30 protein-coding genes and 2 pseudogenes are annotated in these 26,009 nt (G+C 40.6%); 9 read left to right on the top strand and 23 right to left on the bottom strand.

Annotation, left to right across the window (positions count from 1 at the left end; all coding sequences use genetic code 11):
• Positions 1-52: 52 nt before the first annotated feature.
• Positions 53-979, bottom strand: coding sequence for a DMT family transporter (locus ACX9GT_RS19250; RefSeq protein WP_473188261.1), 927 nt, complete (start codon positions 977-979; stop codon positions 53-55).
• Between the two features lie 257 nt (positions 980-1,236).
• Positions 1,237-1,689, bottom strand: coding sequence for a DUF3617 domain-containing protein (locus ACX9GT_RS19245; RefSeq protein WP_473188260.1), 453 nt, complete (start codon positions 1,687-1,689; stop codon positions 1,237-1,239).
• A gap of 87 nt (positions 1,690-1,776) precedes the next feature.
• On the opposite strand from ACX9GT_RS19245, the gene ACX9GT_RS19240 reads away from it, so the two are divergent.
• Positions 1,777-2,127: a DUF6404 family protein gene (locus ACX9GT_RS19240; RefSeq protein ID WP_473188259.1), complete on the top strand. Its 351-nt coding sequence runs from the start codon at positions 1,777-1,779 to the stop codon at positions 2,125-2,127.
• 370 nt (positions 2,128-2,497) lie between these two features.
• Here ACX9GT_RS19240 and ACX9GT_RS19235 read toward each other — a convergent pair whose 3' ends face one another.
• The 12 genes and pseudogenes from ACX9GT_RS19235 to ACX9GT_RS19180 form a co-directional block, all read right to left on the bottom strand.
• On the bottom strand, positions 2,498-3,007 hold the full coding sequence (locus tag ACX9GT_RS19235) for a hypothetical protein (RefSeq protein WP_473188258.1): 510 nt from the start codon (positions 3,005-3,007) through the stop codon (positions 2,498-2,500).
• A gap of 36 nt (positions 3,008-3,043) precedes the next feature.
• Positions 3,044-3,229 (bottom strand): annotated as a pseudogene (locus ACX9GT_RS19230) (type IV toxin-antitoxin system YeeU family antitoxin); the annotation flags it as partial.
• A gap of 850 nt (positions 3,230-4,079) precedes the next feature.
• Positions 4,080-4,901: a hypothetical protein gene (locus ACX9GT_RS19225; protein ID WP_473188257.1), complete on the bottom strand. Its 822-nt coding sequence runs from the start codon at positions 4,899-4,901 to the stop codon at positions 4,080-4,082.
• Positions 4,902-5,628: 727 nt separating this feature from the next.
• The gene (locus tag ACX9GT_RS19220) at positions 5,629-6,402 is read right to left on the bottom strand and encodes a hypothetical protein (RefSeq protein ID WP_473188256.1); all 774 of its coding nucleotides are present in this window, start codon (positions 6,400-6,402) and stop codon (positions 5,629-5,631) included.
• Positions 6,403-6,807: 405 nt separating this feature from the next.
• Entirely contained in the window at positions 6,808-7,047 is a 240-nt protein-coding gene (locus tag ACX9GT_RS19215; protein WP_473188255.1) for a hypothetical protein, read from the bottom strand.
• An 11-nt stretch (positions 7,048-7,058) separates the two neighbouring features.
• The gene (locus ACX9GT_RS19210; protein WP_473188254.1) at positions 7,059-7,499 is read right to left on the bottom strand and encodes a hypothetical protein; all 441 of its coding nucleotides are present in this window, start codon (positions 7,497-7,499) and stop codon (positions 7,059-7,061) included.
• Positions 7,500-7,593: 94 nt separating this feature from the next.
• Entirely contained in the window at positions 7,594-7,896 is a 303-nt protein-coding gene (locus ACX9GT_RS19205; RefSeq protein WP_473188253.1) for a hypothetical protein, read from the bottom strand.
• Between the two features lie 41 nt (positions 7,897-7,937).
• A complete protein-coding gene (locus ACX9GT_RS19200) occupies positions 7,938-8,270 on the bottom strand; it encodes a hypothetical protein (RefSeq protein ID WP_473188252.1) in 333 nt (110 codons plus the stop codon).
• Positions 8,270-8,452: a DNA translocase FtsK gene (locus ACX9GT_RS19195; RefSeq protein ID WP_473188251.1), complete on the bottom strand. Its 183-nt coding sequence runs from the start codon at positions 8,450-8,452 to the stop codon at positions 8,270-8,272. Before ACX9GT_RS19195 ends, ACX9GT_RS19200 begins: the two co-directional genes overlap by 1 nt.
• 68 nt (positions 8,453-8,520) lie before the next feature.
• Entirely contained in the window at positions 8,521-8,889 is a 369-nt protein-coding gene (locus tag ACX9GT_RS19190; protein WP_473188250.1) for a hypothetical protein, read from the bottom strand.
• A 12-nt stretch (positions 8,890-8,901) separates the two neighbouring features.
• Entirely contained in the window at positions 8,902-9,429 is a 528-nt protein-coding gene (locus ACX9GT_RS19185; RefSeq protein WP_473188249.1) for a hypothetical protein, read from the bottom strand.
• A 2-nt stretch (positions 9,430-9,431) separates the two neighbouring features.
• Positions 9,432-9,710, bottom strand: coding sequence for a helix-turn-helix domain-containing protein (locus tag ACX9GT_RS19180; RefSeq protein ID WP_473188248.1), 279 nt, complete (start codon positions 9,708-9,710; stop codon positions 9,432-9,434).
• 121 nt (positions 9,711-9,831) lie between these two features.
• Here ACX9GT_RS19180 and ACX9GT_RS19175 point away from each other — a divergent pair, with 121 nt between their 5' ends.
• From ACX9GT_RS19175 to radC, 4 genes are all read left to right on the top strand, one after another.
• Positions 9,832-10,317, top strand: a complete 486-nt coding sequence (locus ACX9GT_RS19175; RefSeq protein WP_473188247.1) for a hypothetical protein — start codon at positions 9,832-9,834, stop codon at positions 10,315-10,317.
• Positions 10,318-10,545: 228 nt separating this feature from the next.
• Entirely contained in the window at positions 10,546-10,971 is a 426-nt protein-coding gene (locus ACX9GT_RS19170) for a DUF2787 family protein (protein ID WP_473188246.1), read from the top strand.
• Between the two features lie 18 nt (positions 10,972-10,989).
• Positions 10,990-11,526, top strand: coding sequence for a hypothetical protein (locus ACX9GT_RS19165; protein ID WP_241679980.1), 537 nt, complete (start codon positions 10,990-10,992; stop codon positions 11,524-11,526).
• Position 11,527: 1 nt separating this feature from the next.
• Positions 11,528-11,983 carry a RadC family protein gene (gene radC / locus ACX9GT_RS19160; RefSeq protein WP_473188245.1) on the top strand — a complete coding sequence of 152 codons (456 nt, stop codon included), beginning with the start codon at positions 11,528-11,530 and terminating at the stop codon, positions 11,981-11,983.
• Positions 11,984-12,108: 125 nt separating this feature from the next.
• Here radC and ACX9GT_RS19155 read toward each other — a convergent pair whose 3' ends face one another.
• The 7 genes and pseudogenes from ACX9GT_RS19155 to ACX9GT_RS19125 form a co-directional block, all read right to left on the bottom strand.
• On the bottom strand, positions 12,109-12,900 hold the full coding sequence (locus ACX9GT_RS19155) for an HNH endonuclease signature motif containing protein (RefSeq protein WP_473188244.1): 792 nt from the start codon (positions 12,898-12,900) through the stop codon (positions 12,109-12,111).
• A gap of 65 nt (positions 12,901-12,965) precedes the next feature.
• Positions 12,966-13,989 (bottom strand): annotated as a pseudogene (locus ACX9GT_RS19150) (IS630 family transposase).
• 88 nt (positions 13,990-14,077) lie between these two features.
• Positions 14,078-15,004, bottom strand: a complete 927-nt coding sequence (locus ACX9GT_RS19145; protein ID WP_473188243.1) for a hypothetical protein — start codon at positions 15,002-15,004, stop codon at positions 14,078-14,080.
• 30 nt (positions 15,005-15,034) lie between these two features.
• Positions 15,035-16,219 (bottom strand): AAA family ATPase, encoded by a 1,185-nt coding sequence (locus ACX9GT_RS19140; protein WP_473188242.1) that lies wholly within the window; start codon positions 16,217-16,219, stop codon positions 15,035-15,037.
• Positions 16,216-17,865: a DUF262 domain-containing protein gene (locus ACX9GT_RS19135; protein WP_473188241.1), complete on the bottom strand. Its 1,650-nt coding sequence runs from the start codon at positions 17,863-17,865 to the stop codon at positions 16,216-16,218. Before ACX9GT_RS19135 ends, ACX9GT_RS19140 begins: the two co-directional genes overlap by 4 nt.
• 14 nt (positions 17,866-17,879) lie before the next feature.
• Positions 17,880-19,184 (bottom strand): DNA cytosine methyltransferase, encoded by a 1,305-nt coding sequence (locus tag ACX9GT_RS19130; protein WP_473188240.1) that lies wholly within the window; start codon positions 19,182-19,184, stop codon positions 17,880-17,882.
• A 466-nt stretch (positions 19,185-19,650) separates the two neighbouring features.
• A complete protein-coding gene (locus tag ACX9GT_RS19125) occupies positions 19,651-20,034 on the bottom strand; it encodes a hypothetical protein (RefSeq protein ID WP_473188239.1) in 384 nt (127 codons plus the stop codon).
• A 219-nt stretch (positions 20,035-20,253) separates the two neighbouring features.
• Here ACX9GT_RS19125 and ACX9GT_RS19120 point away from each other — a divergent pair, with 219 nt between their 5' ends.
• The 3 genes from ACX9GT_RS19120 to ACX9GT_RS19110 all read left to right on the top strand — a co-directional run bounded on the left by ACX9GT_RS19120 (position 20,254) and on the right by ACX9GT_RS19110 (position 23,336).
• A complete protein-coding gene (locus ACX9GT_RS19120) occupies positions 20,254-20,448 on the top strand; it encodes a helix-turn-helix transcriptional regulator (RefSeq protein ID WP_473188238.1) in 195 nt (64 codons plus the stop codon).
• Between the two features lie 155 nt (positions 20,449-20,603).
• A complete protein-coding gene (locus tag ACX9GT_RS19115) occupies positions 20,604-21,443 on the top strand; it encodes a hypothetical protein (protein ID WP_473188237.1) in 840 nt (279 codons plus the stop codon).
• 159 nt (positions 21,444-21,602) lie between these two features.
• Positions 21,603-23,336, top strand: a complete 1,734-nt coding sequence (locus ACX9GT_RS19110; protein WP_473188236.1) for a DUF927 domain-containing protein — start codon at positions 21,603-21,605, stop codon at positions 23,334-23,336.
• A 39-nt stretch (positions 23,337-23,375) separates the two neighbouring features.
• Here ACX9GT_RS19110 and ACX9GT_RS19105 read toward each other — a convergent pair whose 3' ends face one another.
• Together ACX9GT_RS19105 and ACX9GT_RS19100 are read right to left on the bottom strand one after the other, a co-directional pair.
• Positions 23,376-23,909: a hypothetical protein gene (locus tag ACX9GT_RS19105; protein ID WP_473188235.1), complete on the bottom strand. Its 534-nt coding sequence runs from the start codon at positions 23,907-23,909 to the stop codon at positions 23,376-23,378.
• Positions 23,910-24,390: 481 nt separating this feature from the next.
• Positions 24,391-24,600, bottom strand: a complete 210-nt coding sequence (locus tag ACX9GT_RS19100; protein ID WP_473188234.1) for a hypothetical protein — start codon at positions 24,598-24,600, stop codon at positions 24,391-24,393.
• 333 nt (positions 24,601-24,933) lie between these two features.
• Between ACX9GT_RS19100 and ACX9GT_RS19095 the strand changes: the two genes are divergently transcribed.
• Positions 24,934-25,965 carry an IS630 family transposase gene (locus tag ACX9GT_RS19095; protein WP_473187389.1) on the top strand — a complete coding sequence of 344 codons (1,032 nt, stop codon included), beginning with the start codon at positions 24,934-24,936 and terminating at the stop codon, positions 25,963-25,965.
• The last annotated feature ends 44 nt before the right edge of the window (positions 25,966-26,009 follow it).

Below are 26,009 nucleotides of genomic sequence, written 5' to 3'. Positions count from 1 at the left end.
TAAAACGGTAAGCCTGCGGATATTGGCGCAGGCTTACCGTTAAAAAGCGTGGCTACGCTGGTTTAATCTTGTTAACCAGCCAAATACCACCGCACACCAGCAGTAATGCCAGGACGTTGCGCCATTCCATAATGCTTTCATTGAGGAAGATGGCAGAAAGTACGGCACCAGACACCGGGATTAGGAAGTTAAAAGGGGCGACCATTCCCACGCGGTTGTATTTTAACAATAAACTCCATAGGGCAAACGCCACCGATGATAGTAAAACCAGATAGCCCAACAGCAGCAGCGCCTGCCAACCAAACTGCGTCAATTCACCGCCGAACAGATAGCCGCCCAGCGTAAGCACCAGGCCGCCGATGGCAAGCTGATAGCCCGTCATCACCGTGCTGTCGATATGTTGGGAGATGCGTTTACCATAAATCGTTGCGGCCGAGAGGATAAAGGCGGCCAGCACCACCGACCCTTCGCCCATCAGCGTGAAGGTGAAATTGGTCAGGTCGGGGCTAAAATTGACCACCATCACGCCAGCAAAACCCAGCACGCAGCCAATAATTTTATTGAAGCTTAACCGATCGTTTTGATAGAGGTAATGCGCCAGCAGCACGCTAAAGAAGGTGCTGGTTGCATTCATGATGGAGCCTGCGACGCCGGTGGTATACGCCAAGCCGATATAGAAGAATACATACTGTAGCGACGTTTGGGTTAAGCCCAAAATAGTCATCTGCTTATAATGCAGTGGTTTCATATTGGTGATTGATTTGCCACTGGCAACGGCAAACATCAGCAGCACAAGCCCTGCCAGCAAAAAGCGGTAACCGGCAAACACCATTTTGCTGGGGATATCATCTGGCGAGATATTAAACAGTTCATAACCGTTTTTGATCGCCGGGTAGGCACTCCCCCAGAGGAGGCAACAGAAGGTGGCACCGAAGAAGACAAATTTTTTGTTGGTGAAAAGAAGCGGACTGCGTTCCACAAAACATCCCTTTTAAAAGAAAAATGAAATACCGTTTCGTTATAGCGAGATCTGCCCGAAAAGTCCTGTTTAACTTCACTGTTTGTTATTTTTGGTGCCATAAACCCTAAATTTGCACGAAACAGGTTTTTTCCCTGTGGGGTTGGTGTTTTGAACCGATGTGTGATGCTTAGTGATGCTACGGGTTGTTAGCTGACTGATGCAGCCAACAACTCTGTACCTTGAGGGGGATAAATGTCCTTTAGAGCGAATGCGGCTTAATGACATTCGCCAATCCGTTTCCCATACCAATGCATATCAATAAAATATGGGCCTGCGTTGACATGGGTGCCGTCCATGCGTCCTTTGAGATCGTAGCTAGTGCGGGTGTACACACCACTGAGTTTGCCTTTGGATTTCCCCTCTTCGTTAACGCATGCAAGCCCAATCTCCAGTTTATTTCCTGATGCGTTGTCCCACGAAGTGATCTCACAGTCGGAATCTTTAAAGCTCGACGCCATTGCTGCGCGCAAATCTTTAGCTTGCTCTGCTGACACGCACTCTTCATCTTCTCCATCATCCTCAGGTGAATTGGGTAGGGCTTGTCCGTTGATCATTATGGTACCGCCGTCGCGCCACAAGCCCGGTTCAATGGACAGCGTCTCTGCTGTAGCGATAAAGTGGGTAAGGCCTAAAGAAAGTGCAACGGCAGCCATTATCATTTTTTTCATTTCTTGCTCCTTGTATAAACACCTATAACTAAAAAGGAGTATTTTACGGGCAACTTTGAGGTAAGAGAAGCGATGGGAGTCCCGATTATGACGTTTGATGAAAAGAAAGAACGAGCATTAGCACTGATGGAAGAGAGAAAGATGCGGCGGAGTAGCTGCGCACCACTGCTCACGCGCTTGTTGTGGAAATGGGGGATCAACGTTCCACCGCCACCCTTTGCACCGTTCTGGCTGAATGTGCTTTGCTTCGGAGGATGGTTTGGTTCTCTGTGGGGTGCATTTATGTGGTTTTCCGCCTGGAAAAGTGAAGGTTATAGCCTATTGATGGTGTTGCGGACGAGCTGTACAGCCATGCTGTTTTTTGGGATATGCATGGCTTTGCATTACTACTGGTTAAGGAAAGTGAAAAAATTACCTGATTGGGATAGTTTGGGGTAACTTGGCTGGATAAATGGCAGAAAAGTTATTTATAGAGAACCGACCAACATGTTGGATTATTACAGACACAAAAAAGCCCGCAACGTGAATTGCGGGCTTTTTCGTTATTGTCACCGGGTCTATCTGGTATCACCGGTAACCTATTTGGGGTGGGGGAATCTGAATAAATGGACAGGCTCGGATTGGTTTTTTGTATTTATTGGTAAAAATCGAATTCAGATTTGTTGTGTGTACTTAAACGTGTACCAATTATGAAAAGTGATATCTTTCTGTGAATGATTTTTAAGCAAATATTTCAATGAATAACGAGTAGGGAAAACTACCGTGAGCAAACTGGAAGAGTGGTCTCATCTATGCCTAATCACATCTTTTAATTAGCAAAACTCCCGGATTGAAAAATAACCTTTTGTCGGTAACCCGTTTCTTTTATCACTCTGTATGTATCGCCCGATCTGCTTTCAACAATGCCACCGGCGGTCATTGATATGTTGCTTTCTTCGTAGGCAAATTGACAGCTAGCATGGTCGAAGAAGCTCCGCAGGTAAGGTTTTACCTGCTCAAAAACTTCTTGGTGAGGGCAACTTACATAAAAGGTGACAATGTCTAGTTGGTCGGTTATCCCTCGATACAGGTCAGCGATGAAGTATGTCTCTGTAAACCTGGATGATGTGAATACCAGAATATCTCCAGTCCCTACCGCAATTTCGTCAAAATAGTAATCGCATAGACCACAAAGATTAAGATTGATGTGCATGGCCTCCAGCGCTGCTTTTAAATCTGCATTGGGGAGGAAAGGGCCATACTCGTCAGGGCAACATGTCCAGTCAGTCATAGAGACACAGACAGTAAAAACTTTGCTTGGTATTTGTGCTGTCATCATCAATCCTTGGGGAGGGTCATTAGTAGTAAGTTACGGTAAACTCGCAAGCTGAATGGTCACCTGATGTTGCTGACGTGGATTTAGCTCGCCGAAGCGCAGCATATTTTCCAGTTGTTCTATAAACAGCGGGAAAGCCTGATCCAGTTTCTGTAATTGCTCCGGGCTGAAGCTCCCCGTCAACCCAGCCCTGTCAGCCAGGTAATGCAGTCGGTTAAAGGTTTGGTTTGTCTTGCCATTGCCGGGTTTCCATAGTTTTAGGCACCTCAAAAACAATAATGCTTTACGAGGTGCCTAACAAGGTGCCTAAAAGGTTCGGATTTAATTAGTTGGCTTCAGACTTCGAGGGACAAATTGAAGGTACAAAAAAGCCCGCAGGGCTTGCGCCATGTGGGCTTCTAGGACTTCGTTGGATGGCTCTGGTACGCTGGGGAAAGTTGAATCCTTGTTTTATCTCATTGATATTAAATGATATATAAAGATTCAACTTTTATTGTATAACTAAACGTATAACTATAGCGTGATGTCACTTGATTTTTAGCCTGAAAAACAACCAAAAAGCATAGGTGAAGTGGCTAAATTGAGTAACCAATAGGATATAGAATGCTAAAAGATGCGAGATCTTTCAATAGGGCGTTAGCCAGTGGCAAGTACAACGAGTCAGTCCTGCATTCAAAGCTGATAAAGCCATATTTTAGGTAAAAATCTCTGGCATGTTGATCCTTCGCATCCACATATGCATGGCACAGATACCGGTAGTGAAATGCGCGGTCAACCAGAAGCAATCCGCCTAGCTCTTTGCCAATGTATTCTAAGAGGCCCAGTAGCGCGGGAGGTACAGAAGGGTAACGGGGCAATTTTTGGTGACTGTGTCAGATAATAGGCTGATATCGATAGCACTGGGTGACAAAGTGTAGAAAACCTCGACAGATATGGTCACCTGTAGCTACGACGTAACTCTTGGTAAATTGCCATACTATGCAAAGAGTATAGCTGATTCAATTGTACTTGAGTCGCCTGAAAATTGAGCATAAAAGGGCATGCCGCTAATACAGACATGCCTATTTATGAGGAGTTATTTTAGCCATCCATTTACGGTTACTCCACTCGGTGGAGTTAGGCCTTTTGTTCGAAAATCAACACTTATAGTACTTTCATCATCATCTAAGTAAGATCGTGGGTTTTCTGCTACTCTTTCGCCGTATTTTATTAAAAGAAGGCCTCTTATAAATTCAGACTTAAGGTTTTCTGACTTTTTAGATTCTATTTTTTTCTCAGATGCAAAGTAAGCCTCATCTTTATTGTTTTTCAAAAAATTTGAATCTCTAATGTTTTTCCCACCATTACTTAAAATAACTAATTCCTCAGAAGTGATAACTAGAAAATCTTTTTTTATTTTTAGTGGTCTTCTGAAGAATATTTTCCCTATGGATATATTTTCTGTAACTGCCACTTTTCTTTCTGTTCTTGGTAGTGTTAAATAAGAGGTCTCTATGAATTCACTGTCGATGCAATCGATATTTTTAATTTTATCGAATGGCACTGCTAAAATACCTATTATACCGACCATCCCATATGTGTCATTTCTTACATTATAACTTGCTACAATCGTAGTGTTTATTGTTTCGTATCTTATTCTCAAGCTTGATATTTCTTTGTCTATTTTACGTTTATCAGTATATTTTATTTCTGGTATGAAGTATTTTCTATTTGAAACATCATCTTTTTCAATATCCTCTTCATTTTCAACTTCCTCATCATAGTCTGGACGTTTGGGTGTTGATACACAGAGTTCCAATAAACCGATCGAAGCATAATGCAGCAGATCATTTACTTCACATTTTAGCTTTTTTGCTGCTAAATCTAATGGGTAGTAGTGTCTTTCAGGTAGAGCCATAATATCCCCGCAATAATCTCTCTAAAAAGTTGACTGCTAGTTTACACCAAGAACAGTTTAACTTTATTGAGATGGTGATCGCATTTTTCACTTTTCCTCTCAGATGTCGATTGGATTATACTCAATTTAAGAGAGTCCATTTTTGTTTTGCTGTATTTTCGCTGTGAAGAATGTTTAACCAAAATTCAAGTAACACCAACAGTGTACAGTGCTTTATTTTCTCGGCTAAAAATATTTCTGTTTATTAGTATTTAACTCTATATTAATGGGCCTGCGCGGTATGTGGTTAAGGCTGCGTTACAATCAGCTTTCACCGGTGAGGGGCGTCTGATTGCACCGCTTGCATTTAAGGTCGCGGGTGATACGCAGATCGTTGTTGATGCGCTGACAGCCGACAGTCTAACCGCTGATTGCCAAGGGAATGTGGTGACACTCACGCCTTAACGTTGACTATTTATCAATGAGGTTTAGGCAAAGATTGGGTCGAGATAGCGCTTTTAAGCCAGTTAGACGCGTTAAACCTGCCAACGTATGCAACTGGCAACGCAATGCAGATCAACACTACTCGGTTGCGTGTGTGCTGCGCATGGTGATAGGTTGGCTATGGTTAAAAGTGATTGGTTGAAATGTCTGAGTAATGCAGTATGCACCTAATCTTACTTATTAGCGTTATTAAAAATAAAACCACAAGCTAATTCATTGTATAAATTAATATTAAATACTTGTATCATTTACCTTGTAAAGTACTTGGGATTTTATATTTCACCTCTGATGGCCACAAATAAAATACTTTATATGTTATAGGCATCATTATAACAAAAAGAATAGCATAAGAGAATATACTGGGTTGGATTTTATATTTATCTATTAGGTTTGGAAGAAAGTCATAATAGAAGTTAATTAATCCGAAGGCTGTAGCGCATGTCATTAAAAAAATGCTTGCTATATCGCATATTTTTCCCTGTGTTCTTAATGTGCTCAACCTTCTATATCCCCCTTGATAATCTATTACATCTGCATCTTTTAACTCTCCTTTAAATTGTATGCCATTTTCTGTTGATGTATGGAAGATCCTTATTATAGCCCCATCCATAACATTTAAATGGTCAAAGTTAACTATTGCAATATTCATGTCATTTGTTACATGGACGTTGACATCACTACTTATTTTTGTCGATTTACCAACCTCAATGCTCAGTATTTTTTCCGTTTTTTTCACATGAAGTTGAAGCGAATTTTTTTGAGGTATGTTCTTCTCATCTAAAGTAGTATTACCCTGATTCCATATATAAACATCAGATATTGTCAATCTCTTTACAGTGTTACCAGAGAAATTAATATTTAACTCCCCATTGAAATTATCATACATATCATCATTGATAACTGTTCTACTATCAACTTTATAGCATAGAATACTTGTTTTTTTGCTTTTTTTATAATAATAAAAAGCGGTTATTAGAGAAGTCGTCGTTAATATTTCTCCTACATCTATTATACTCATCTGCATATACCTTGTAAAAAGCACTTCTGTTTATATTAAAAAATAATAATGTTAGTACTGCCCATCAATGATGACTAATAGATAAGAGTGCCATAACAGTTATAAAAATCAAGATATAGTGTTAAAAATAATGAATTTCGATTTTTTATTTTTCCAAATGTGCTTGAAACTCTTGGCTAACCCATAAGTTGGACAGTTCACACTAAGTGGCTAACGAGGTCTGATTTCAGATAGGTTAAACCAACCAACGTATGCAACTGACAACGCAATGCAGATCAGCACTCAACACAGCTCGACTCGACTTCGTATGTGCTGCGTATGGTTATAGGTAAAAGTGATTGCTGAATGCCAGAGTGGCGAACTACAAGCTATACCACTCAAGCATTCACTTTTCAAACGGGTCGCTTACTTCTTTGATTGCAGTTGCACTTTGCAAGGGAGTTCACTGGGTGCCGGTTTTTTACCATCCAATATCGTGGTAATGACAGCCCGGCATTCCCCCGGTGAGTTTGATTGAACGTAGATGGTATTACCTATTGGCGGTGCTTCCTCTGCCTTTTCTTTGGGCAAGTACAACCAGAACAGCACAACAATGATAATCGTGATGATGGCTGCAATTATGGCTTTTACTTTTATTGGGATCATCGTGTGTCACCTTAATTAGCTTTAGAGAGGTTATAAAGTACACCGGTATAAAATGCAGCACAGACAGCATGATATAATACCCGCGCTGGATTATCCCAACAGGGGATAAAATGCGCGTCTGGAATATCTCTCGTTAAATGATAGTTTGGATGTACCAGAATGAAATTGATGGCTTTTGATTCGCTGGCAATATCAATCAACCATTCACTTTCTTGGCTGTCTATGATGAAAACATTTAAATCTACATAATGACCATGCGATTCATATTCTTCTATGGAAGATATTTTATTATAGAAAACGTCACGTTCGAAACCGGGTAACTGGCTTTCATCTATCATTTCCGGGTTACAAGTAAATATATTCACTTCAAGCTTGAATGTGGGCATTTCGAGTAATGGAGGCACTGAAAAATTCAAATAGCAAACATTACCTTCTACATAATAGGCTTTCATATGATGGTTCTCAATATTTATAGAGGGGGAGTAAAATGAAATGCAGGTGGGTATAAATGAACTAACGGCCATCCAATGGACAGCCGCTTATGCGTTATAAACCGAATACGTTAATATAAAACTGACCGTTATTGTCATCGGTCTTTTGAATACGGTAGGTAATGGGTATTGAATTGGCCTTCTCTGCATTGGCAAACTTTAAATCGGCAGCACACTGGTACACATCAAGCTTGCTTTGATGCTCCACCGTTCTGACATTCTCTACCGAGATAGTCACGCCATCCAGCTTGTAATACGTCTTTGCCGCTTCCTTGGTGGCAATATCAACCACCAGATTTTTAGCCTCATCACTGTTGCACTTTGGTGTACCTGAATCACAGCCAGACAGGCCAATCATGGCAATACATGAGAAGAGTAGTTTTAGTCTCATTGGAACGCTCACAGGAAGAATGATGCCACACCTAACAAAGAAAGCAGGCAATCAAGACCGGTAACCAGCAGTGCCAACACTTTCCACAGTTTATTGGCTGTTGTTCTCATAATGCAAAGGAACATCAGGCCACTCCAAACCAACATGCCAATATCAATCCTCAATATTGTTCCTGTTGACTCAGAGAAATACTCCATCACTGACAGCACTACTGCGGGAATAAGCCACCACAGCCAGAACGTTACGGTTAATCCATAGCCGCCACTCAGTAATTTATCCTTTACCGCATTCAAATTATTGCTTTCAGTCTCTTTAGACTGACTTTCATTTGTGGGTGACATTATTGCCTATCCTTATTTAAGGAAATGTTATCTTGTCTGATTCGCTCAACCAGATTAGCCGCTCGATTATAACCAATCCTGAAATGATGCTGGACGGCTTTAATATCGTTCTTTAACTCATGGTTGATAAGCAGGTTAAGCGCTTGGTCATAAAGCGGGTCTTTATTTAACTCAGTTGGCATGATGCCTCTTATAAATAAAATGTGGGCCTGTACGTAATGAATTACAAACAGTCATTCAAAAAATCAGCTTATTGATAGACGCCAGACAGCGAGTTACCGGCATTCATGCCACAATAACTATTGCATTCCTCGGTAGCTTTCACATTAACGCGCGATTGGCCCCATGTGAGGGTAATCAAACATTGGGTGTTGTCTCGCCATTGCAAGGTTGTGTGTTGCGTTGTATCGGCAATAGCATTGGCAACGCCTTCCACTTCACAGACATGTGCCTCTACATTGGTATTGATAGAGAATCTCGCTTGCTGGTCATTCCCCGGTACTGCCGATAACCGTATTTCTCCATCGGATTTCTGATAAACAAAGGTGTTCCCGTCCATTTTGGCGGCTATGGCTGTGTGACACAGCGTAAACAAAACCGCCGTTACCATGCTTTTCATCGCAGTTCCTTGTCAGTTAATACGGATGTTTTTAACAAATTTCCCCAGTGTCAGCGGCCTGCGTTTTTCCACATAAAAGTAAGCTACGTTGAACGCTGATTTCTTATAGTTGCCTTTCCCCAGTGAAGGCCAATCGCGGAAAGCCTCTATTTGGGCTTCTGAATAGGGTGTGGTTGAGAAGTCGAACAAGACCAGCAAGGCTTTACCGTCATATTTCATCAGCTTCTTCATTTCCGTGCTGTTGACGGTCGCGGAGACGGTGGATTTCGCGGCGGTGGGCTTGCGTACTGCAAACTCAACCGCCGCGTCATCAATCACAAAATCAATGTAGCCATTCCCCGTTACCGTTCCCGGCAGCTTCCCCTGCACTTCGGGCGATACCGCATCAGCAAAGTACCCTAATAGGTAGCAACGCACCAAAGGGAGTAGTTCTCTTTCACACTGTTCATTCAACCGCAGTGTTTTCACAAACTCAGGTCGGTACAGTGATTGGAAGAAGTATTCAAAGCTTTCTGTTACGGATGTGATGGTGGTCGCCATTGTTACCTCTTTTTGTCATGAATAGAGGGGGCTTTGTTGAGGTAACGGCTCGGCCACAACTGTTCTGGCGTCATACCCAATACCCCGGCTATCAGGCGTTCTGCCTTGGGATAGTGCTGACTAAACGCATTATTGAGAGTGCGTGGGGCCAATCCCTGTTCGCGTGATAACTGCGCCAGACTCACTCCCCGCTTGTGTAGGGCCGCCACAATGTCAGCCCGGTGCCAATCTTCCAGTCTTCCCTTAGGGGGCTTTTTTTGCGATGCTACGTGGTTATTCATGATGTTAACTCCTCTGTATCAGTACAACACCATTAAATGCGAACAAAGTGAACTATTCAAGTTCTCTTTTTGGGTTATTTTGCCGTTTCTTGTTAACGCATTGATATCTGGAATAAAGTTTATGAACGACAGTTTGACGCAAGAAACTAGCCTGCTGGATGATGAACAATGGCTCTCGGCACAAGCGTTTGTGGGTAAGCCGGGAATGCCGGGTACGGCAAAAGGCTGCCGTTTACGCCTGGAAAAGCTGGCGGCTATGCATCCTGACATCAAAAGGAAGAGAACGGGACATAAGGGCTTTGAGTACCATATCCGGGCGGCGGGGATGCAATTAAAGAGTGAACGCGTGGAGCAGCAGGAACGGAAAACGCAGCCAGCCTCGCCCTATGGATCGGATGAGCAACTTAACCTCTGGGTGCAACTGTTCAAGACCATGAAGCCAAGTTCACGCGATAGGCTGTTAAAACAGGCATTGGAGCAAGTAGCAGATGATCTGATGTTAACCAGCAGCGTAGAGCCAGAAGTGATGATGTTGGCCCGTCAGTTAATGACACTTTCAGAAGCACAGCGCCAACAACTTCTGGACACCCTTTCACCCGCCAGCTAATAAGGTCTGAATAACTATTTCAGACCCAACTCCAATCATTATTTAATTAATAGTTTCTCGGTGAAACTATTTGCCATGTATTATATTATTTGATAAAATGTCATTGTGGCAAAGTGACTATATTCAGCCAATCAACACGCACTCAATTTAATTAATCCTTAACGGGAGGAAGCACTGTATTTAAAAATCGGTCAACTGTTTATCCGTATTTAATTCAAAAGGAACGCTATGAGTAATATCATCCACCAGGAAGGCTATCGGCTTCCCGTTAATCAACAATTGATTGACCTGCTGTGTAAGGAAATGAGTGAAATACCGCCTATGCGTCATAAATTAATGGGCGTATGTATCATCTTTCGAGATGTGAGCTACACAGCGTATAGAGGTGGTTATCACCCCGTAGAAATAAGACTCTCGTATGATAATGAGCAGTGGTATTTCGATTACATTACCGATCTTGCCTATATGGGAAAAGTATATCCTGAGTTGGAAAAGGAAATTGATTTCTGCTGGCCGCAAAAGTATGCATTCCAAGCTGGATTAGGTGATCTCAATTATAAGGCCAGTTGCGAATTATTTACCCTGTGGCAATCCAACTTTATCAGTTATCACAGCATGGGCGTTTATGACGTAACCATCGTCTGGCAAAATTAAATAATTCGGAGAAGTATTGTGAGTCAAGAACGTGATGTTCGTCCGGCCATACAGGGCGAGTTAGACTGCCTATGCGGTGTTTATAGCGTGGTGAATATGATGAGCTACCTGTTTGATGGCAAAGTCAGGAGGGTGCCACTGGTGCGCACGTTGTTGCGGGAATATCACTGTGAATGGTCGCTGGAGGACTGGTTCGCTCACGGCCTTGACCAACCCCGAATGGATTACCTGATTGACCGGGTACTACGGCAGGGGTACTACCAGAAGCATTTCCCCATCCAAATCAGCCACCCCTTCCGAGAACGCAAGAGATTGACCACACAGCGCGTTCTCACCGAAATGACCGAATACCTTAACCGTCCTGACTTCTCCCGCCTTATCTTGATTAGCGACCAGCGCCATTGGTCAGTCATCACTCGCATCGATAGCCAATACCTCTACTTTTTTGATAGCAGTGGGTGGCAAAAATTAACCCGCAAAAGTTGGTCACTCAAAGCCGATACGGCGCACCAACTGTTACCCGACAGCATTTACTTTGTTGAACGGGAGTTCTGACATGACTCAGATTGACCGCTGCAATGAAGACTTCATTATTCAACAAGCGCAAACCATCATCGAAAACCGCTATATCCGGGGGCAACGTCTGCTCTCAGTACAAGAGGTACGGGATTACCTGATGCTTACACTGGCACCACTGGAGCATGAAGTGTTCGGCTGCATCCTGTTGGACAACCAGCAACACGTTCTCTCATACCAACAACTGTTCAGGGGCACTATCAACAGCGTTAGCGTCTATCCTCGTGAAGTAGTGAAGTTAAGCCTCGCTCATAACGCAGCAGCACTGATCCTCGTCCATAATCACCCCAGCGGCTCACCGGAACCCAGTCAGTCAGACTTGGCCATTACCGAAAGGCTAAAAACCGCACTTGAGTTGGTTGATGTGCGGGTTATCGACCACTTTATCGTTGCGGGTACGCAAACCGTCTCAATGGCCGAGCGTGGGCTGCTGTAGACGGCTCAGTTACTCAATATTATTGTCTGGCAAACTTGTAGTAATATTATCACATCGAATCCCTTGATAAGATGTGATAACATAAAATATGTCGTATGAAAATGTAGTACCAATTCTATCGAAAATTAAAAATGAGGAGAACTCATGTCTATTTCTGGATAGTACATCCTAATATAGGAAATCAGATCGCTATATGAACAAGAAAGTTCTAATTTTAAATTAGATATATCAATCTCTATCAAACTCGCTTTATCAAATGGCAATTCTTTTGTATTAAAATAACAGTAGTGTGCATCATTTGCACCACCGAATACTTCAATGCGAAAGCCATCGTATTCAATGTGTCCATTTAATATGAAAGAAATTTCATTATATGCAAATATGAATTTTTGAAAATAATCATTCAAATTTTTATCGTTCAGTGGATAACTGGATGGCAGGTCTTTTAATATATTTTCGAACTGATCCTCAAACGTAAGAAAATCAACATGAAATCTATTGGGAAGATCATCTAAATATGAACGAACTCGAAGGAATGGAGTGTAGTGGAAATACGAATTAAGAAAAAAGATGTCTGATTGTCTTTTAGTAAAAGCAAACGGAGAGAAATCCGTAGAGTCCGCTATAAATCTTTCGTGCTCATTCTTAATAGACTTTAGCTTTTCTACTGTATAAAAAGAAGGGTCATTGTCGACTCTGATGTGATCATTTGCACATAACAAGATAAGATTATCATAAGAATTGTTATTTGAATTTAATTCATCCCCTCTAGTACCACTGGGGCTTTTAGCAATAACGTGAGCCATCTGGCCAATATGCACTTCGCTTTCGAAAAGTATTATTTTACAAATATTACACTTTCCAGCCGATAAACCATACAATTTTTTAATAACAGTACTAGTAATATGATTACTCATTTGGCACCTCTTAAAAAATGTGTGCGAATAAAATACCATTGTTATATTTAAAAATCTATAGCCGATTAACTTGAAGATGCTTGCTTCAGCACCTGAAAATTATCATTAAGCCGGGATGATAAAGAGCCCGCCATCTCATGCCGTAAAAAAGTTAAAGATAGCCGCGCGAAAATCTCGCTTGTTGGCAAAGTAACGGTTATTCCTTGCACACTCGTGCATCAACTTCCATAACCGTTCGATGGGGTTCAGGTTGGGACTGTAAGGGGGCAAGTAGTGCAACGTGATATTGCAGATAAATGCCCAGTCTTTGACCAGGTTTGCTTTGTTATACCCTGCGCCATCCAGAATAATATGAATTGGCTGGCTATAATCCGGGTAAACCTTCCTTATCTCATTGAAAAACTGGCAAACACTGTAGTCATTAATTGTTTCATAATCATCAATGACCGGATGTGCAGCATCGTTCAGAGCCAGTGCACCCAGGAGGTTCATTCGGGTACGGCTGCCCGTTGTTTCAACAGCCTTTTTCTCACCTGTTCTTATCCAACCGAAGCTCAGTTTGGTTGCTTGAGTAGGATGCACCGCATCCAAAAAAAGAATAGGTTCATCGCCCGCATCCATCTTTAATTTTTCATAATATTCAATAAATTGTTGCTGCTTCTCTTCACTGAATTTATGAGGTACGCCAGAGGGTTTCTTATAGCTGAAGCCATGACGGTGCAGCCATTTATTCATCCCAGGGATACTGTATGTGATCCCCCAGGTTTGGGCGACATAAGCCACAATCTGGAGAGTGTGATGAAATAAATATTGAGAAAGATGGCGGATAAGTTGCTCGGTTTGTTCAGCGTTGAGCATTCCGTCAGAACCGCCATTTTCAGGCTTAAGCTTGCCTTTATTCAGGTATTCACGGATGTGGTGATCAACCGTTGTTTGGTGCAGGCGCAAAGCCTGAGCAATCATCACAGAACTCCAGCCTTCAGAAGCGAGAAGGACTGCTTTTATGCGATCACAAACGAGCTTATCCCTACTGGAATCATGTAGGCGTTCGAGTTCGATTTTCTGTTCCGCGGTGATAAATATCTTCATGGTAAAAAGCATGATCCTCGTAGCGAACAAAATCAAGCGTTTTCAATGATCACGGGTATATTCGGTATATATAGTACCATGCATTATATTATCTCTTCGTTATTTTTGGCCCAATATAAACGACTACCAACTTATCCATTTTAGCCGAAAATGGATATTGGAAATGAATTCTAAACTCTTGATGTTTTATTTTTCCATGCCACGAGCAAAGTTCAGGTTCACCATTTATATTAAATGTCATTTCCTTTCTAAAGTCATTTATATTTGTACTTGATTCATCAGTGAAAGGAGCCTTGTCGCCACTAAAAAAATCCCTTATTAATTCATTTGTGATATATGTCCTTCTTTTACTCTCATCATGACTTTCAACATATTTATTGAGTATGTTCATTAAGGCAATGACTCTGTCAGAAATAACAACGCTAAATGGATATCGAGATATGCAACCAATGATATCGTCATGAAAAAGTAAATTTTTGAATGTGTTTTTTAAATAGTCAATAAGCTCTGACCAACTTCCTGGCCTCCGAACCCAAGTATTGGCAATAGTGGAAATTTGATCCTCACTCCAGATGTTATCTATATGCAAGACATCTGAAGATACATTATCAGTATAGTTTATAATTAATGGAGTATAAGAAAAGTCAGGGTTGCTTTTATCGAAACTATAAGTTTTCGCCTCCTCATTTCTATATATTTTTGATGCTACGTTCTCTATTACGCAATCTTCTATTAATTCCCCATTAAACTCGCACAAGATTTTACCATAATCTTCATCATCATGTTCTAGAAATGGCCCCGCCTTGTCTAACCAATCAAGAACTTTATTTGTGAAGTCCCTGCTTTTATAATCTAATACGGTTTGACGCAAAGTTTTTCCATTACAAACTATTTTTTCAGATATGCCTCTCGGACAAACAAATCGATCACCAAAGTTCTCGTTTTGTTTTCTTAGCTTCATAAGGAAAATCAAATGTTTTATGAAATCAGTTGAACTATTAAATTGATTACTCATAGATAATTCGTTCACAAATATTCGCATAAATCACCATCCCATCAACGTACTTAAGTCTTTCTCTGATTGATCAAAAAAACCATCTGGCCATTCACTAAGAGAACCTTCATTATCAATTTTTGGTGATACTATTAATAACTTTTTCTTATTATCTCCATCATCAACTCTCTTAAAGAAATGAATAGATAAATCATTACTCTCGATTATTTTGCTACTTACAGAAATTCTCACACCGTTGAGTACGTGATCACTGTGCGTCTCAATGATCACCTGAACACCGGAAGCGCTCACATGAGCCAAAAACATTCCAATTCTAGATTGCCCCATCGGGTGAAGGTGAGCTTCAGGACTATCAATCACCAATATTTGTCCTGGCTTAGCTAGTAAACCAGCGACTATAATAGGAAATACGTAAGTCAGTCCATAACCAATATTAGCTGGTCGTCTCCATGCACTTACACTAGAATTTTTAAACTGTAATTGAATAAAACCCGTATTATCAACAGATAATGTATTCGCCTCAGCACCAGGGAAAATATAGCCTAACCATGCATTCATTTGACGCCGTAGAGTAACAGCTTCTTTTTCATCAGGGAAACGGCGGTTTTCTGGAATATCTTCATCACTGTAATTTTCAAACCACCACGGTGCATACTCACCTTGGCTACCAACATCTGAATGAGATATTTGCTCATCCTCTGGGGATGGAAATAGATCTTGGACACCTAGACGACTCGCGCCAATAAAAATTAGATTTTTTAATGCTAAGATTATGTCTAAAAAATCCCCTTTTATACCAGTAGGAATGATCCCACCAAAATCATCTTCATATAGCAGGTTTGCATTACAACCTTCTTGAGTAACTAAACGAACAACTTCCAAGTTATTTCTATTTTTTTTCATTGGTAAAAATGACCATTTAATAAATCCAGAGTTATACGACATCCCTAAACTTAACTCTTTCTTTTGATTTACCAACGACTCATCTGACTCATGTAATATATCGGTAGAGCTTCCTAACTTAACTAAGCATCCATTAATAGAGATATAGTTGCAGCTAATGTTTTTACGCAATGCTTGGGATAACAATAGTAAAGACTGCAAAACTGTTGACTTACCTGAGGCATTGAACCCAGTAAGTAATGTTAATTTATTCATAGGGAGAGTTAGTTCGTTAAAACATTTAAAATTGTCTATATGAATACTATTAATCATTGTATTACCTCCTTTAGGGTATCTTCTGCCATTAAAAATCTAGTTATAACTTTCTTCTTACTGTTAGTACTAATAGAGATACTATCATTAAATTGATAATCATTTATAAGAGTTGAGAAAGCATTAATTAATGCTTCCTTTTCTATTGAAATATCCGAGACGTTAATATCACAAAGAATAACAGAAAAAACATCAAATAATGAAACGTTAATGACTGACCTATTGGAATTAACTTGCTTGTTTGCCAGTGACTTCCTGAAGGAATGACCACCGAAAAGTAAGAAATTATTTTCCATTGCTCTAATAAATTTCTCTTCTAATAAATATAAATCACGTTCAGAGTAGCGATTCATCATCTCTAATGCTTTGGCTAGGAAATCATCCATATCACCACGATACTGATCGTGTCCTATGAGAAGAAAAGCACAGAACCTATTTATAACCTCTCTATCTCTCATTGTCTTTGAATCGAGCCCTTTTCCCGTAACCTTCAAAAACAAATCACTTTTTGCCATTTTAGCTAAAAAACGAGTACCTGCACCATTAAATAAACAATTTCTCATTTGTTGACGAGTAATAGATTCACCACCATTTACTCTATCAAAAATATCTAACTTTGCTCTTTCTGGTGCTTTTTCATCAAGTATGTACAATGTTAACTGTGTATCTTCAATTCTTTCTTGCAGTTTGATTGGTAATTGACTAAATTTCGCACCGTGAATAGTTGACTCACCATGAGGGTCACCTACTGCGGTCAATGCGAATTGATCGGTCAAATATCTATGAAAAGTAGTTAGCCTTTGCAAACCATCAACCACAATTATTCCGCCATCTTTTGCTTCGGCTACATAAAAGACAGGCAATGGTATTCTCATCAAGCAAGATTCAATAAGCTTCGACTGTTTATCGACGGGCCAGATAAAATCCCGCTGAAAATCAGGATCTAATTTATACCTCCCCTTCTCAATCCGTTTCACAACATCAATAATAGTACGCTGCTCAGTTCTTACAAGAACGGTATTTAGAGGATACTCATCGCCCCAACCCAGAGATCTTGAAACCTCTAAGCTTTCTTTTTCGTAACCTTCGAGTTCTAATTCCTCATCATGCAACTTTTCAATTAAATCAGGGGCATTAGTTGACAAGTCAAGTCTAAAGTTGGGGTAAATATTCCCTATAGCAGTTAATAAAGATGAAGTGTCCTCATCATTAGTCTCATTCACTCTCTGTATAGAGTTATTTCGTGAGCTATTTAGTCCAATTATAGGATAGTCACTAAAGTTGTTATAAAGGATTGGACTTTCCTCTAAAAAGTTTTTCCTATCAATACTTTCAGGAAATATTGACAACACCTCAATTAATAATGAACATTCCGATTGAAAGTTGACTCTATCATTTACTGCTTTAAGACGCCCAAGGGCTCTTAATCCTTTCTTCCACGCAGTAGGTATTCCCTTGTTATTATTAGAGCCGAGATAAATAAAACAATATACTTCGTGCTTATTCAGATCATCAATAATTGTCTCTTCTACCTGTTTACAGTAAAAATAAAACTCAAACGGCAACACAGTTTCTATAGTTGCTGAGTCTATCTTTTCAATTATATCAGTACTATCCTTACCTAATCGAATTACCACGAAGCTCATTTTATTTGTTCTCCTCAAGCTACATTTTTTTTCTTACTTAACTCTACCAATGCATCATGTAGTGGCGGGAATAATGTACGATTCTGATTGGACACTCGTCTCAATATTCCTTCCGCCGCATTAGAACTTATAAAATACCTATCTTCTACGACTTTTTTATCTATGATACTAATCAATTTTTTAAACTTTGGCTTAGCTGGAGCTTCAGATATGTTGATATCAACACAAAATCCATTATATACAACACCACCAGTCATCCATTTTAATCTATTTTTTGACTGTAACGCATCTAAATGCAATTCGGAAATATCTTGACATCTTAACTTATTAATATCGAAGTCTTCATATTCATTGCAAATAGAAAAAGCAATATCTTTATCAGTAGTGAATTTTATATCGGAAATATTTTCTTCTTTTGATAAGATGTGAGATTTTATTTTTTTTGCGATCCAATTAACTACAGGTACTGAGACAGCATTACCTAACGCGTGATATCTATCGCTATCAATATCTTTTGAACAATTAGAATCCAAGGGTAATGTCCACCCAAGTGGAAAACCTTGCACACCTTCACACTCATTAGGAGTCAATCGTCTTACGGCAGCATCATAGGACACATAGGTTCGACTCCAGTCAGTACCTGTATGACGACCAGATGTGGCCGCTAGGCAATAAGATATGTCAGCTACCCGTGCTCCGCTTACTTTGCACTCACTAACATTCATAAAAGCATTTCTCAATCCTTTTACTCTCGCTCCCTTTGCTTTTTCATAAAGCGCAGCAATGGCTAATGCAGGATCCTTTAAAGAGGCGCATATGAATACACGCGGCCTCGATTGAGGCGCACCGTAAAAACGACTATTCATAACACGCCAACAAACCGTGTAACCTATGCTTGACAAGCTTTCAATTATGACTCTAAAGTCCTGACCATTATGGGAACTTAACAACCCAGTAACATTTTCTATCAGTACCACTTCTGGCTGTTTAGCCTTAATCAACTCTAGATATGGATAAAACAGCCCTGAATTTTTGCCTTTAAGTCCCTGACGTCCCTTCGAGCCCCTTGCAACAGAAACATCTTGGCACGGAAACCCTCCACACCAAATAGTAGCATCGGGAATTTCATCCGGCATTAAACTCATAATATCAGTATGTTGTATGACATCTGGCCAATGCTGAGATAAAATAGAGAGGCAGAACTGGTTCACTTCACACTGAAAATTAGTTTTTATTCCTTCTTGTTCAAAAGCAAGGTCAAAGCCACCAATGCCTGCAAAAAAGGAATTCATAGTGAGTTTCGGACGATTTTTATTCATATGACATATCTGGGTTATTGTTTAATATCAAAACGATATATTCCACTTGTACAAAAAGTGATTGAATGGCAAATATCGACCATAAACGTTAGATCATAACACCTTCATCTGAAATTTGCAGTGTATAAATGAACAGTGAAATCTGGTTTAGCGGCTAACAGGTTAAAACTATAGGTCAATTGCCGTACTATTCTCCCCGAACTACTACAATTTCTAGTTTAACTATATATTTCATAAAGGCTTTTCGATGTCAGGTCGTTACACATAGTCGTCATATGAGATATCGGATATCACAACATTTATGAACTTACTCAGAAAAGTTACCCGTCTACACCATCAAAACCCCGCAACACCAGTATGGCTGCGGCCTGCGCAGGTGCTACCCTAAAAAAGCGACTACGGGGTAGCCCCACAGTGTTCAACTTGCCAAATGTCTCGGCAGCCCTTGGGGGACAAGGGATCACTGTTAATCAGCCCAATCCTCAGGATCTTTACCATCACTATCAGCAGCAGCTTGTGAGGAATATTGATAACCATCCTCATTCAGCTTTTTGATAGCCTGACTTATCACCTGACGCTTACGAAGTGCCTGGATCTCAGCGGTTGACCACTGATCTTCATCATCGCCATAGTCTGCCTCTTCAACATCATCATGAGCCAGATCCAACTCCAGATCTAGTGCCTGCTCCAGATCCCAGTCAGAGAACGCAATATTCGCCTTCACGTCATTAGTATGCGGGAAGTAAGGGACACCGCGCTTATCCGTATAGTTGAAATCATCAACGATATCCCCGGCATCACCAGCCTGCGCCATTTGGTAATAGCGATACAAACGCTGACCTTCTGGCATATTGACAAACCTCTACTTTCATGAACGTTGGTTAAGGTTTGTTTAGTCGTTGTCTGCATACAAACAATATTAGTGTCTGAGTGTGAATTTTTTAAGATATTAATCAATGAGTTAATGGATTTTTCCCGCAAAGTTACAACTGTTTTCGTAAAATTTCGATATTCAAAATTTTTTCTTAGATAATTAGCGCCACTCAGTAACGAAGAGAGGTAATTGATAATGACTAGCAAATATGGAATCAAGATTGTAACAATGAGTGAGGTGATGGAGATGTTGAATTATAAGACAAGGAACTCTATTTACTATCTGGAGACTAATGCCAATTTCCCGCCACGAATAAAGATAGGCATACGTCGTGTTGGGTATGACTTAGAGGCTGTTCAACAATGGTTAAAGTCTCGCACTATGTTATAAGTAGAGTTTAACAGAACCTTAGATAATATCGGTAATGATTTGCATCTATACCTTTTTATATTGGGGGAATTAAGGTCTGCCATGCGTTTTAAACTAAAGAGAAGGGGGGGAATAGCTCTGGACAGATGAGTTCATAATTATAAATAAGGGGTTTAATGAAGAAACACCGAAGAATACCCTTGGCAATATTGAGTAATGAGCTTGAGGAACTCGCTGAGACAATACCAAAATTTGAAACAGCAAAGGAGGTACGTGCCGAGAGGCTTTTCAGAATAAATGCATTACGGGAACTCAAAGACAAAATCTACCAAACACTATTTAAGAAACTGAACGCATGTGAACCACTCGATCCTTGTGGTAGTGCCGCATGTCCTGAATGTTATCGGCGTCATCGATTAATCATGATCAAGGAGGTATTAAATTTATGTAAGAAAAAAAAGAAATGGCGAAGCGTTACATTAATCTTCTATCAAGATGCGCTGAATGATAATGAACTGCTTGAATGGAGGCCAGACGCTTTAAAGGCACGTCTTCGACGCTGGTTAAAAGAAAGTGGTTTCAAAGGAATGGTCATCGGTGGGTTTGAAATGGACTTCCACACAGATATTAAAAAGTGGATGCCGCACTTTCATCTCATTATTCCTAATGATAAGGAGGCCATTAAGAAACTGCGCATTAAGATGAAAAATGCAAGAAACATGAATACACGCATTGGAGTAGTTAACCGCCCAATGCTGTCAAGTAAGTTGAAAGCGCTTGAACGTCAGATAAGTTACCGATTTAAAGCTATTTGGTGGCGGGTGGAATCTATTCAATATAATGACGTTTATATGCTAAATAACCGCGAGAGGAAAAGAAAACGACGGACTATAAAATACAGGCTATTGAAAAAACAACATGCTGATTCTCTGATTATGTTGAATGCCATAGGCATGACGAATTTAACCTTTATGTATAGGGTAAGGAGGTATGGTGACCATTTATTAATGCAATAAACGTCTAAAGGCAATCATCCCTATTCAGGTGAGCTATGCCTACTATTTAATTAAATAACCAGATATCACTACTCAGATTAACTGTGTAGATGACCTTTCACGCACTTAAACAATGAAAATGGTTGGGCAAGTGCGTGACTAATCCTTAAGGAATTAAAAATGAAAAAGATGGTAAAGAAATCAATTAAACCAAAAGCAATCAAACGTAAATCAGCTAAAAAGAAATCTACGGATAAGCCAGCGAATCAACCAAAGTTGTATGTTAAGTTGATCGCTATCGCTAAAATGATCTATTCGTCAGATATTGCTTATCGTCAAGTTGAAGTCTTTAGCGAGAACAGTGGCAAGTATATCTTCATCCTTATTCCCTCTACTGCACTGGCGAATAAGACTGAAACAAAGAAGCATCTGCTGAAAGCAGGACACCGTGCTGATATGCCAAAAGAGTACTGGGATCTGGCACAGGATGAAGTCACTAAACAAACTGATAATTTTATCGTGCTGCGTGATAAACCCGGTTTCTATAACGATGTTTATCTTTGCATTAATGATAAGGTGATTGGTGAAGTTAAAGTGGATAAGCCAGTATTGCACCCTAACGCCAAAAAACATTTGCCTGCTGAGACAACACAAGGAACGCTGGCAGAATGGAAACAACATGTCGCACCTTGTGCATTGCATAGTTCTCGCGTCATGTTGGCACTTTGCTGCTCATTCTCAGGGTTCATGCTTAACCTGTTGGGGATTGAAGGAGGTGGCTTCCATTTGTGGGGTACAAGCAGCATGGGTAAAAGCTCATCTGGCTATACCTTGGCATCGGTAGCGGGCTTCCCAAAATCAATATTCACTTATTGGAACAATACCGATAAAGGGCTTGAGGAAATTGCTGTTGCTCATAATGATGGCGCATTGATCCTTGATGAAAGTAAACTCTTGGATAAAGACCCCATTATTGCAGCCAAAACCATTCAGAGCCGTATTTATACGTTGTCAGGCGGTAAAGGTAAGGTTCGTGCTTCACTCTACGAAAACAACGTAGCAGAATGGCATTTGGTTGTTTTCAGCACAGGTGAGCTTAGCCTTGCCCAACATGCTGATGCCGGTAAGATTGAACGCTTGGAGGGTGAAAACGTGCGTGTTATCGATGTTCCTGCCGATGCCTTTTGTGGCATGGGAGTCTTCGAATCACTGCCTGAAGGTGTTAGTTCCAGCAATGAGTTGGCTACCACCATCAAAGATGTTACCCATCGCTATTACGGTTCTGCCAAACCTGCGTTCTTGAAGCGCTTGGTTGCTGATATTCAGGAAGACCGTGAAGGACTGAAAGCAAAGCTGGAAAAGAGCATGGAGTTTTTTCTGAAGAAGCATAAGGTCAACCGCAATTCTGGTATTGACGTGCGTATCGCCAAACGCTTTGCTTTGGCCTACGTAAGTGGCTGTCTAGCGATCAAATATGGCATTTTGCCTTTTGAGAAGAGTGATGTAATGCGCGGTATCTCGAAATGCTACCGTGACTCATTGAACATGCCATGTTCACCAGAGCCAACTCTTGCTGAAATGCTGCCCAAGGAAATTACTGACATTTTGCAATCAGATGATATCGTGAACATTCTTGATTCTGATAATTTGTCGGTGGATGATATCAAACAGGAAACCGCCATTATTTGCAAAGTTCAGAAAAAGAAAGTAGTGGCAATTAAAAAAGATTTTGTACACAACTGCTTGATTAGCAAGTCACGCAAGATCTTGCTGACGAAACTGACACAGCAAAAGATCCTGCTGGCTGATAATGATAAGGACTTCAGTACGGTTCAAATTCGCTATGATGGGGATGTAATTGATCGTCGTTACTGCTTTGTCTATGATAAATTGACCGATTTTCTGAATGACTAAATAATGAAATTAAGGCCTGATAATTTCAGGCCTTCTAATTTAATAACCGTTCTTTTCCCTGAACTGTCTAACGGCAGTGTTATAATTATCAATAAGCTCACTTAATAAATTCTCTATACTAATGTTCTCTTTATTTTTATTGTTTTCTTCAATAAACCGATTGAAAAAAGCTTGGAGCGAAGGCTCTAGGCTTTTGTGCTTTTTCGCAAGTAAATATTCCAATGTTTCACGAGGAACGCTGGAGAATTTAGCTTCTGTTGCGGAAATGGCGTTACCGATAGCTTCCTGCTTTTTTAAATCTTTTGTTCTGCCGAAATCTCTGAACATACGTTCAACACGCTCGGCAGAATATGCCACTTTTAAGTTATGCATTCGGGTTTGGGGAGTGGGCGTATCTGGGTAGTAAACCACAACGTTAGTAGCATCTGGGCCAAGAACTCTCTCTTTCCACTGCTTGAATGTTTCGCCTTCAACGACACCAGGTACTTTCTTGCGAGGGGGCGGCCCGTCAAAATCAACGATCACTGAGTGGGTCTTCAAAATTCGATAACAATAGCTGTCTTTCGCTGCCATATTCTTGCTTCCATAATGAGCTGATCCTGATGACATTCTGCCCATAACACTGTGTGTCTGCAACATGGTTTGTTAACGAGGTTTTAGCTAAGATCGGGTTAAAGAAGGGGTTAACTGCTATGTAGATTAGGCAAACCTACAGTTAGATAGCATCTGGCAGTACAAGGTAGATCAACACTACTCAGAGCTTGATACGCAACTACTTTGACGTTTTGGACACATCAAAAAAGTGATTGGGTGATTGGTGGATACCCTTAAACACGGTTCTGGTGGTTGAACACTCTGCTCTTACTTGAGGTTCTGCACTCAGAATCACTTTTGGCGCTCTGGGAAAACACGGTGCCTAAACTGCTGTGTATCGCCATCAACTCGTCTGTTAGACCGCTGAACAGGCAGTGTTATAGGGCGTAGATCTCACTCTCGTAAATACCCATTCAAAAACCGTTATCACCCGCCATCGGTAACCGATCAACTGAATATGTCACGTACCGCTAAAAACCGCTAACCCGCTATTTTCAGAAATCAATGCAAGGCTGCACCTGAAAAATAAACCCTCTTTTGAGGCATTAAACCGGCGAATTAACAGCGTCAATTCGCTGGTTAGACCGTTCAAATCGCCTGTATTTTGATGGCAAATCTGACTCTCGTACATTGGTAGGGGTAAACCTGAGGTCGCTTTTTTTAATTTCATCAGATATTCCACATATCCCCTGTAGATGCGTTAATTCGCGGTTTTGAGCGAAATAGCGAATTTACCGCATGAAACATCAGAAAATTAAGTATGTCTGTAGCCATTATTTAACGGTATTGATCTACATAACTCTACTGTATATGAGTCTATTAGTCGTATTGAGAGGGGTAATACCTAGTACCATTATAAGCTAGCTGTTATTAATCTGGTATATTCGTATAAACTGGGTTTATCTATCTATATATGTTCTATATGGCAGGTTATATAGTAGTTATACCCGTGATCATTGAAGATGCTTGATTTTGTTGATGAAGAGGATCATGCTTTCATCCCATGAAGATATTTATCACCGCTGAGCAAAAAATCGAACTCGAACGCCGGCATGATTCCAGCCGGGACAAACACGTTTGCGATCGTATTAAAGCCGTACTTCTCGCCTCCGAAGGTTGGAGTTCGGTCATGATTGCTCAGGCTCTGCGCCTGCATCAGACCACTGTTGACCACCATATCAGCGAATATCTGAATAAAGGGAAGTTGAAACCCGAAAATGGTGGCTCTGATGGCATGCTCAGCACAGAAAAAACCGAACAGCTTATCAGCCACTTAACTCAACATTTATTCCATCATACTGTCCAGATTGTGGCCTACGTGGCACAAAAATGGGGTGTCATATACAGCGTCCCAGGAATGAACAAATGGCTGCACCGGCATGGCTTCAGCTATAAGAAACCCTCAGGCGTACCCCATAAATTCAGTGAAGAGAAACAGCAACAGTTCATTGAATATTATGAAGAATTAAAAGTTGCCACGAGAGGTGAACCGATCCTTTTTCTGGATGCAGTGCATCCGACTCAGGCGACAAAACTGAGCTTCGGCTGGATAAAAAAAGGGGAAAAAAAGACTGTTGAAACAACAGGAAGCCGTACTCGGATGAACATTCTGGGCGCGCTGGATCTGAATGATGCTGCCCATCCAGTCATTCATGATTACGAAACGATTAATGAATACACTATCTGTCAATTTTTCAATGAGATAAGAACATGTTATCCCGACTATAAGCAGCCAATTCATATTATTCTGGATGGCGCGGGGTATAACAAAACAAACCTGGTCAAAGATTGGGCATTTGTCTGCAATATAAAATTGCATTCCCTGCCACCTTACAGCCCCAACTTGAATCCCATAGAACGGTTATGGAAGCTGATGCACGAATGTGCAAGGAACAACCGTTACTTTGCCAGTAAGCCTGATTTCCGAACGGCTATATTTAACTTTTTTACGACAACGCTCCCTGAGATGGCGGGTTCATTATCGTCCCGGCTGAATGACAATTTTCAGGTGCTAAAGCAAGCGTCTTCAAGTTAATCGGGTATAGATACGTATAACTCTATATAGTGTACGTATGGTTC

Source organism: Serratia sp. YWN4 (assembly GCF_055790845.1).
The sequence above is the reverse complement of the archived record's forward strand: the minus strand, read 5'-3'. Positions and strand labels throughout refer to the sequence as shown.

Coding starts and splice junctions, on each gene's coding strand:
- ACX9GT_RS19235 (WP_473188258.1), bottom strand. CDS start 3,007: ATGATGACAGCACAAATACCAAGCAAAGTTTTTACTGTCTGTGTCTCT.
- ACX9GT_RS19145 (WP_473188243.1), bottom strand. CDS start 15,004: ATGAGTAATCAATTTAATAGTTCAACTGATTTCATAAAACATTTGATT.
- radC (WP_473188245.1), top strand. CDS start 11,528: ATGACTCAGATTGACCGCTGCAATGAAGACTTCATTATTCAACAAGCG.
- ACX9GT_RS19205 (WP_473188253.1), bottom strand. CDS start 7,896: ATGATTGGCCTGTCTGGCTGTGATTCAGGTACACCAAAGTGCAACAGT.
- ACX9GT_RS19130 (WP_473188240.1), bottom strand. CDS start 19,184: ATGAATAAAAATCGTCCGAAACTCACTATGAATTCCTTTTTTGCAGGC.
- ACX9GT_RS19115 (WP_473188237.1), top strand. CDS start 20,604: ATGAAGAAACACCGAAGAATACCCTTGGCAATATTGAGTAATGAGCTT.
- ACX9GT_RS19245 (WP_473188260.1), bottom strand. CDS start 1,689: ATGAAAAAAATGATAATGGCTGCCGTTGCACTTTCTTTAGGCCTTACC.
- ACX9GT_RS19215 (WP_473188255.1), bottom strand. CDS start 7,047: ATGATCCCAATAAAAGTAAAAGCCATAATTGCAGCCATCATCACGATT.
- ACX9GT_RS19125 (WP_473188239.1), bottom strand. CDS start 20,034: ATGCCAGAAGGTCAGCGTTTGTATCGCTATTACCAAATGGCGCAGGCT.
- ACX9GT_RS19185 (WP_473188249.1), bottom strand. CDS start 9,429: ATGGCGACCACCATCACATCCGTAACAGAAAGCTTTGAATACTTCTTC.
- ACX9GT_RS19225 (WP_473188257.1), bottom strand. CDS start 4,901: ATGGCTCTACCTGAAAGACACTACTACCCATTAGATTTAGCAGCAAAA.
- ACX9GT_RS19220 (WP_473188256.1), bottom strand. CDS start 6,402: ATGAGTATAATAGATGTAGGAGAAATATTAACGACGACTTCTCTAATA.
- ACX9GT_RS19180 (WP_473188248.1), bottom strand. CDS start 9,710: ATGAATAACCACGTAGCATCGCAAAAAAAGCCCCCTAAGGGAAGACTG.
- ACX9GT_RS19140 (WP_473188242.1), bottom strand. CDS start 16,219: ATGATTAATAGTATTCATATAGACAATTTTAAATGTTTTAACGAACTA.
- ACX9GT_RS19195 (WP_473188251.1), bottom strand. CDS start 8,452: ATGCCAACTGAGTTAAATAAAGACCCGCTTTATGACCAAGCGCTTAAC.
- ACX9GT_RS19120 (WP_473188238.1), top strand. CDS start 20,254: ATGACTAGCAAATATGGAATCAAGATTGTAACAATGAGTGAGGTGATG.
- ACX9GT_RS19110 (WP_473188236.1), top strand. CDS start 21,603: ATGAAAAAGATGGTAAAGAAATCAATTAAACCAAAAGCAATCAAACGT.
- ACX9GT_RS19095 (WP_473187389.1), top strand. CDS start 24,934: ATGAAGATATTTATCACCGCTGAGCAAAAAATCGAACTCGAACGCCGG.
- ACX9GT_RS19100 (WP_473188234.1), bottom strand. CDS start 24,600: ATGAAATTAAAAAAAGCGACCTCAGGTTTACCCCTACCAATGTACGAG.
- ACX9GT_RS19105 (WP_473188235.1), bottom strand. CDS start 23,909: ATGGCAGCGAAAGACAGCTATTGTTATCGAATTTTGAAGACCCACTCA.
- ACX9GT_RS19210 (WP_473188254.1), bottom strand. CDS start 7,499: ATGAAAGCCTATTATGTAGAAGGTAATGTTTGCTATTTGAATTTTTCA.
- ACX9GT_RS19135 (WP_473188241.1), bottom strand. CDS start 17,865: ATGAGCTTCGTGGTAATTCGATTAGGTAAGGATAGTACTGATATAATT.
- ACX9GT_RS19190 (WP_473188250.1), bottom strand. CDS start 8,889: ATGAAAAGCATGGTAACGGCGGTTTTGTTTACGCTGTGTCACACAGCC.
- ACX9GT_RS19170 (WP_473188246.1), top strand. CDS start 10,546: ATGAGTAATATCATCCACCAGGAAGGCTATCGGCTTCCCGTTAATCAA.
- ACX9GT_RS19200 (WP_473188252.1), bottom strand. CDS start 8,270: ATGTCACCCACAAATGAAAGTCAGTCTAAAGAGACTGAAAGCAATAAT.
- ACX9GT_RS19155 (WP_473188244.1), bottom strand. CDS start 12,900: ATGAGTAATCATATTACTAGTACTGTTATTAAAAAATTGTATGGTTTA.
- ACX9GT_RS19240 (WP_473188259.1), top strand. CDS start 1,777: ATGACGTTTGATGAAAAGAAAGAACGAGCATTAGCACTGATGGAAGAG.
- ACX9GT_RS19175 (WP_473188247.1), top strand. CDS start 9,832: ATGAACGACAGTTTGACGCAAGAAACTAGCCTGCTGGATGATGAACAA.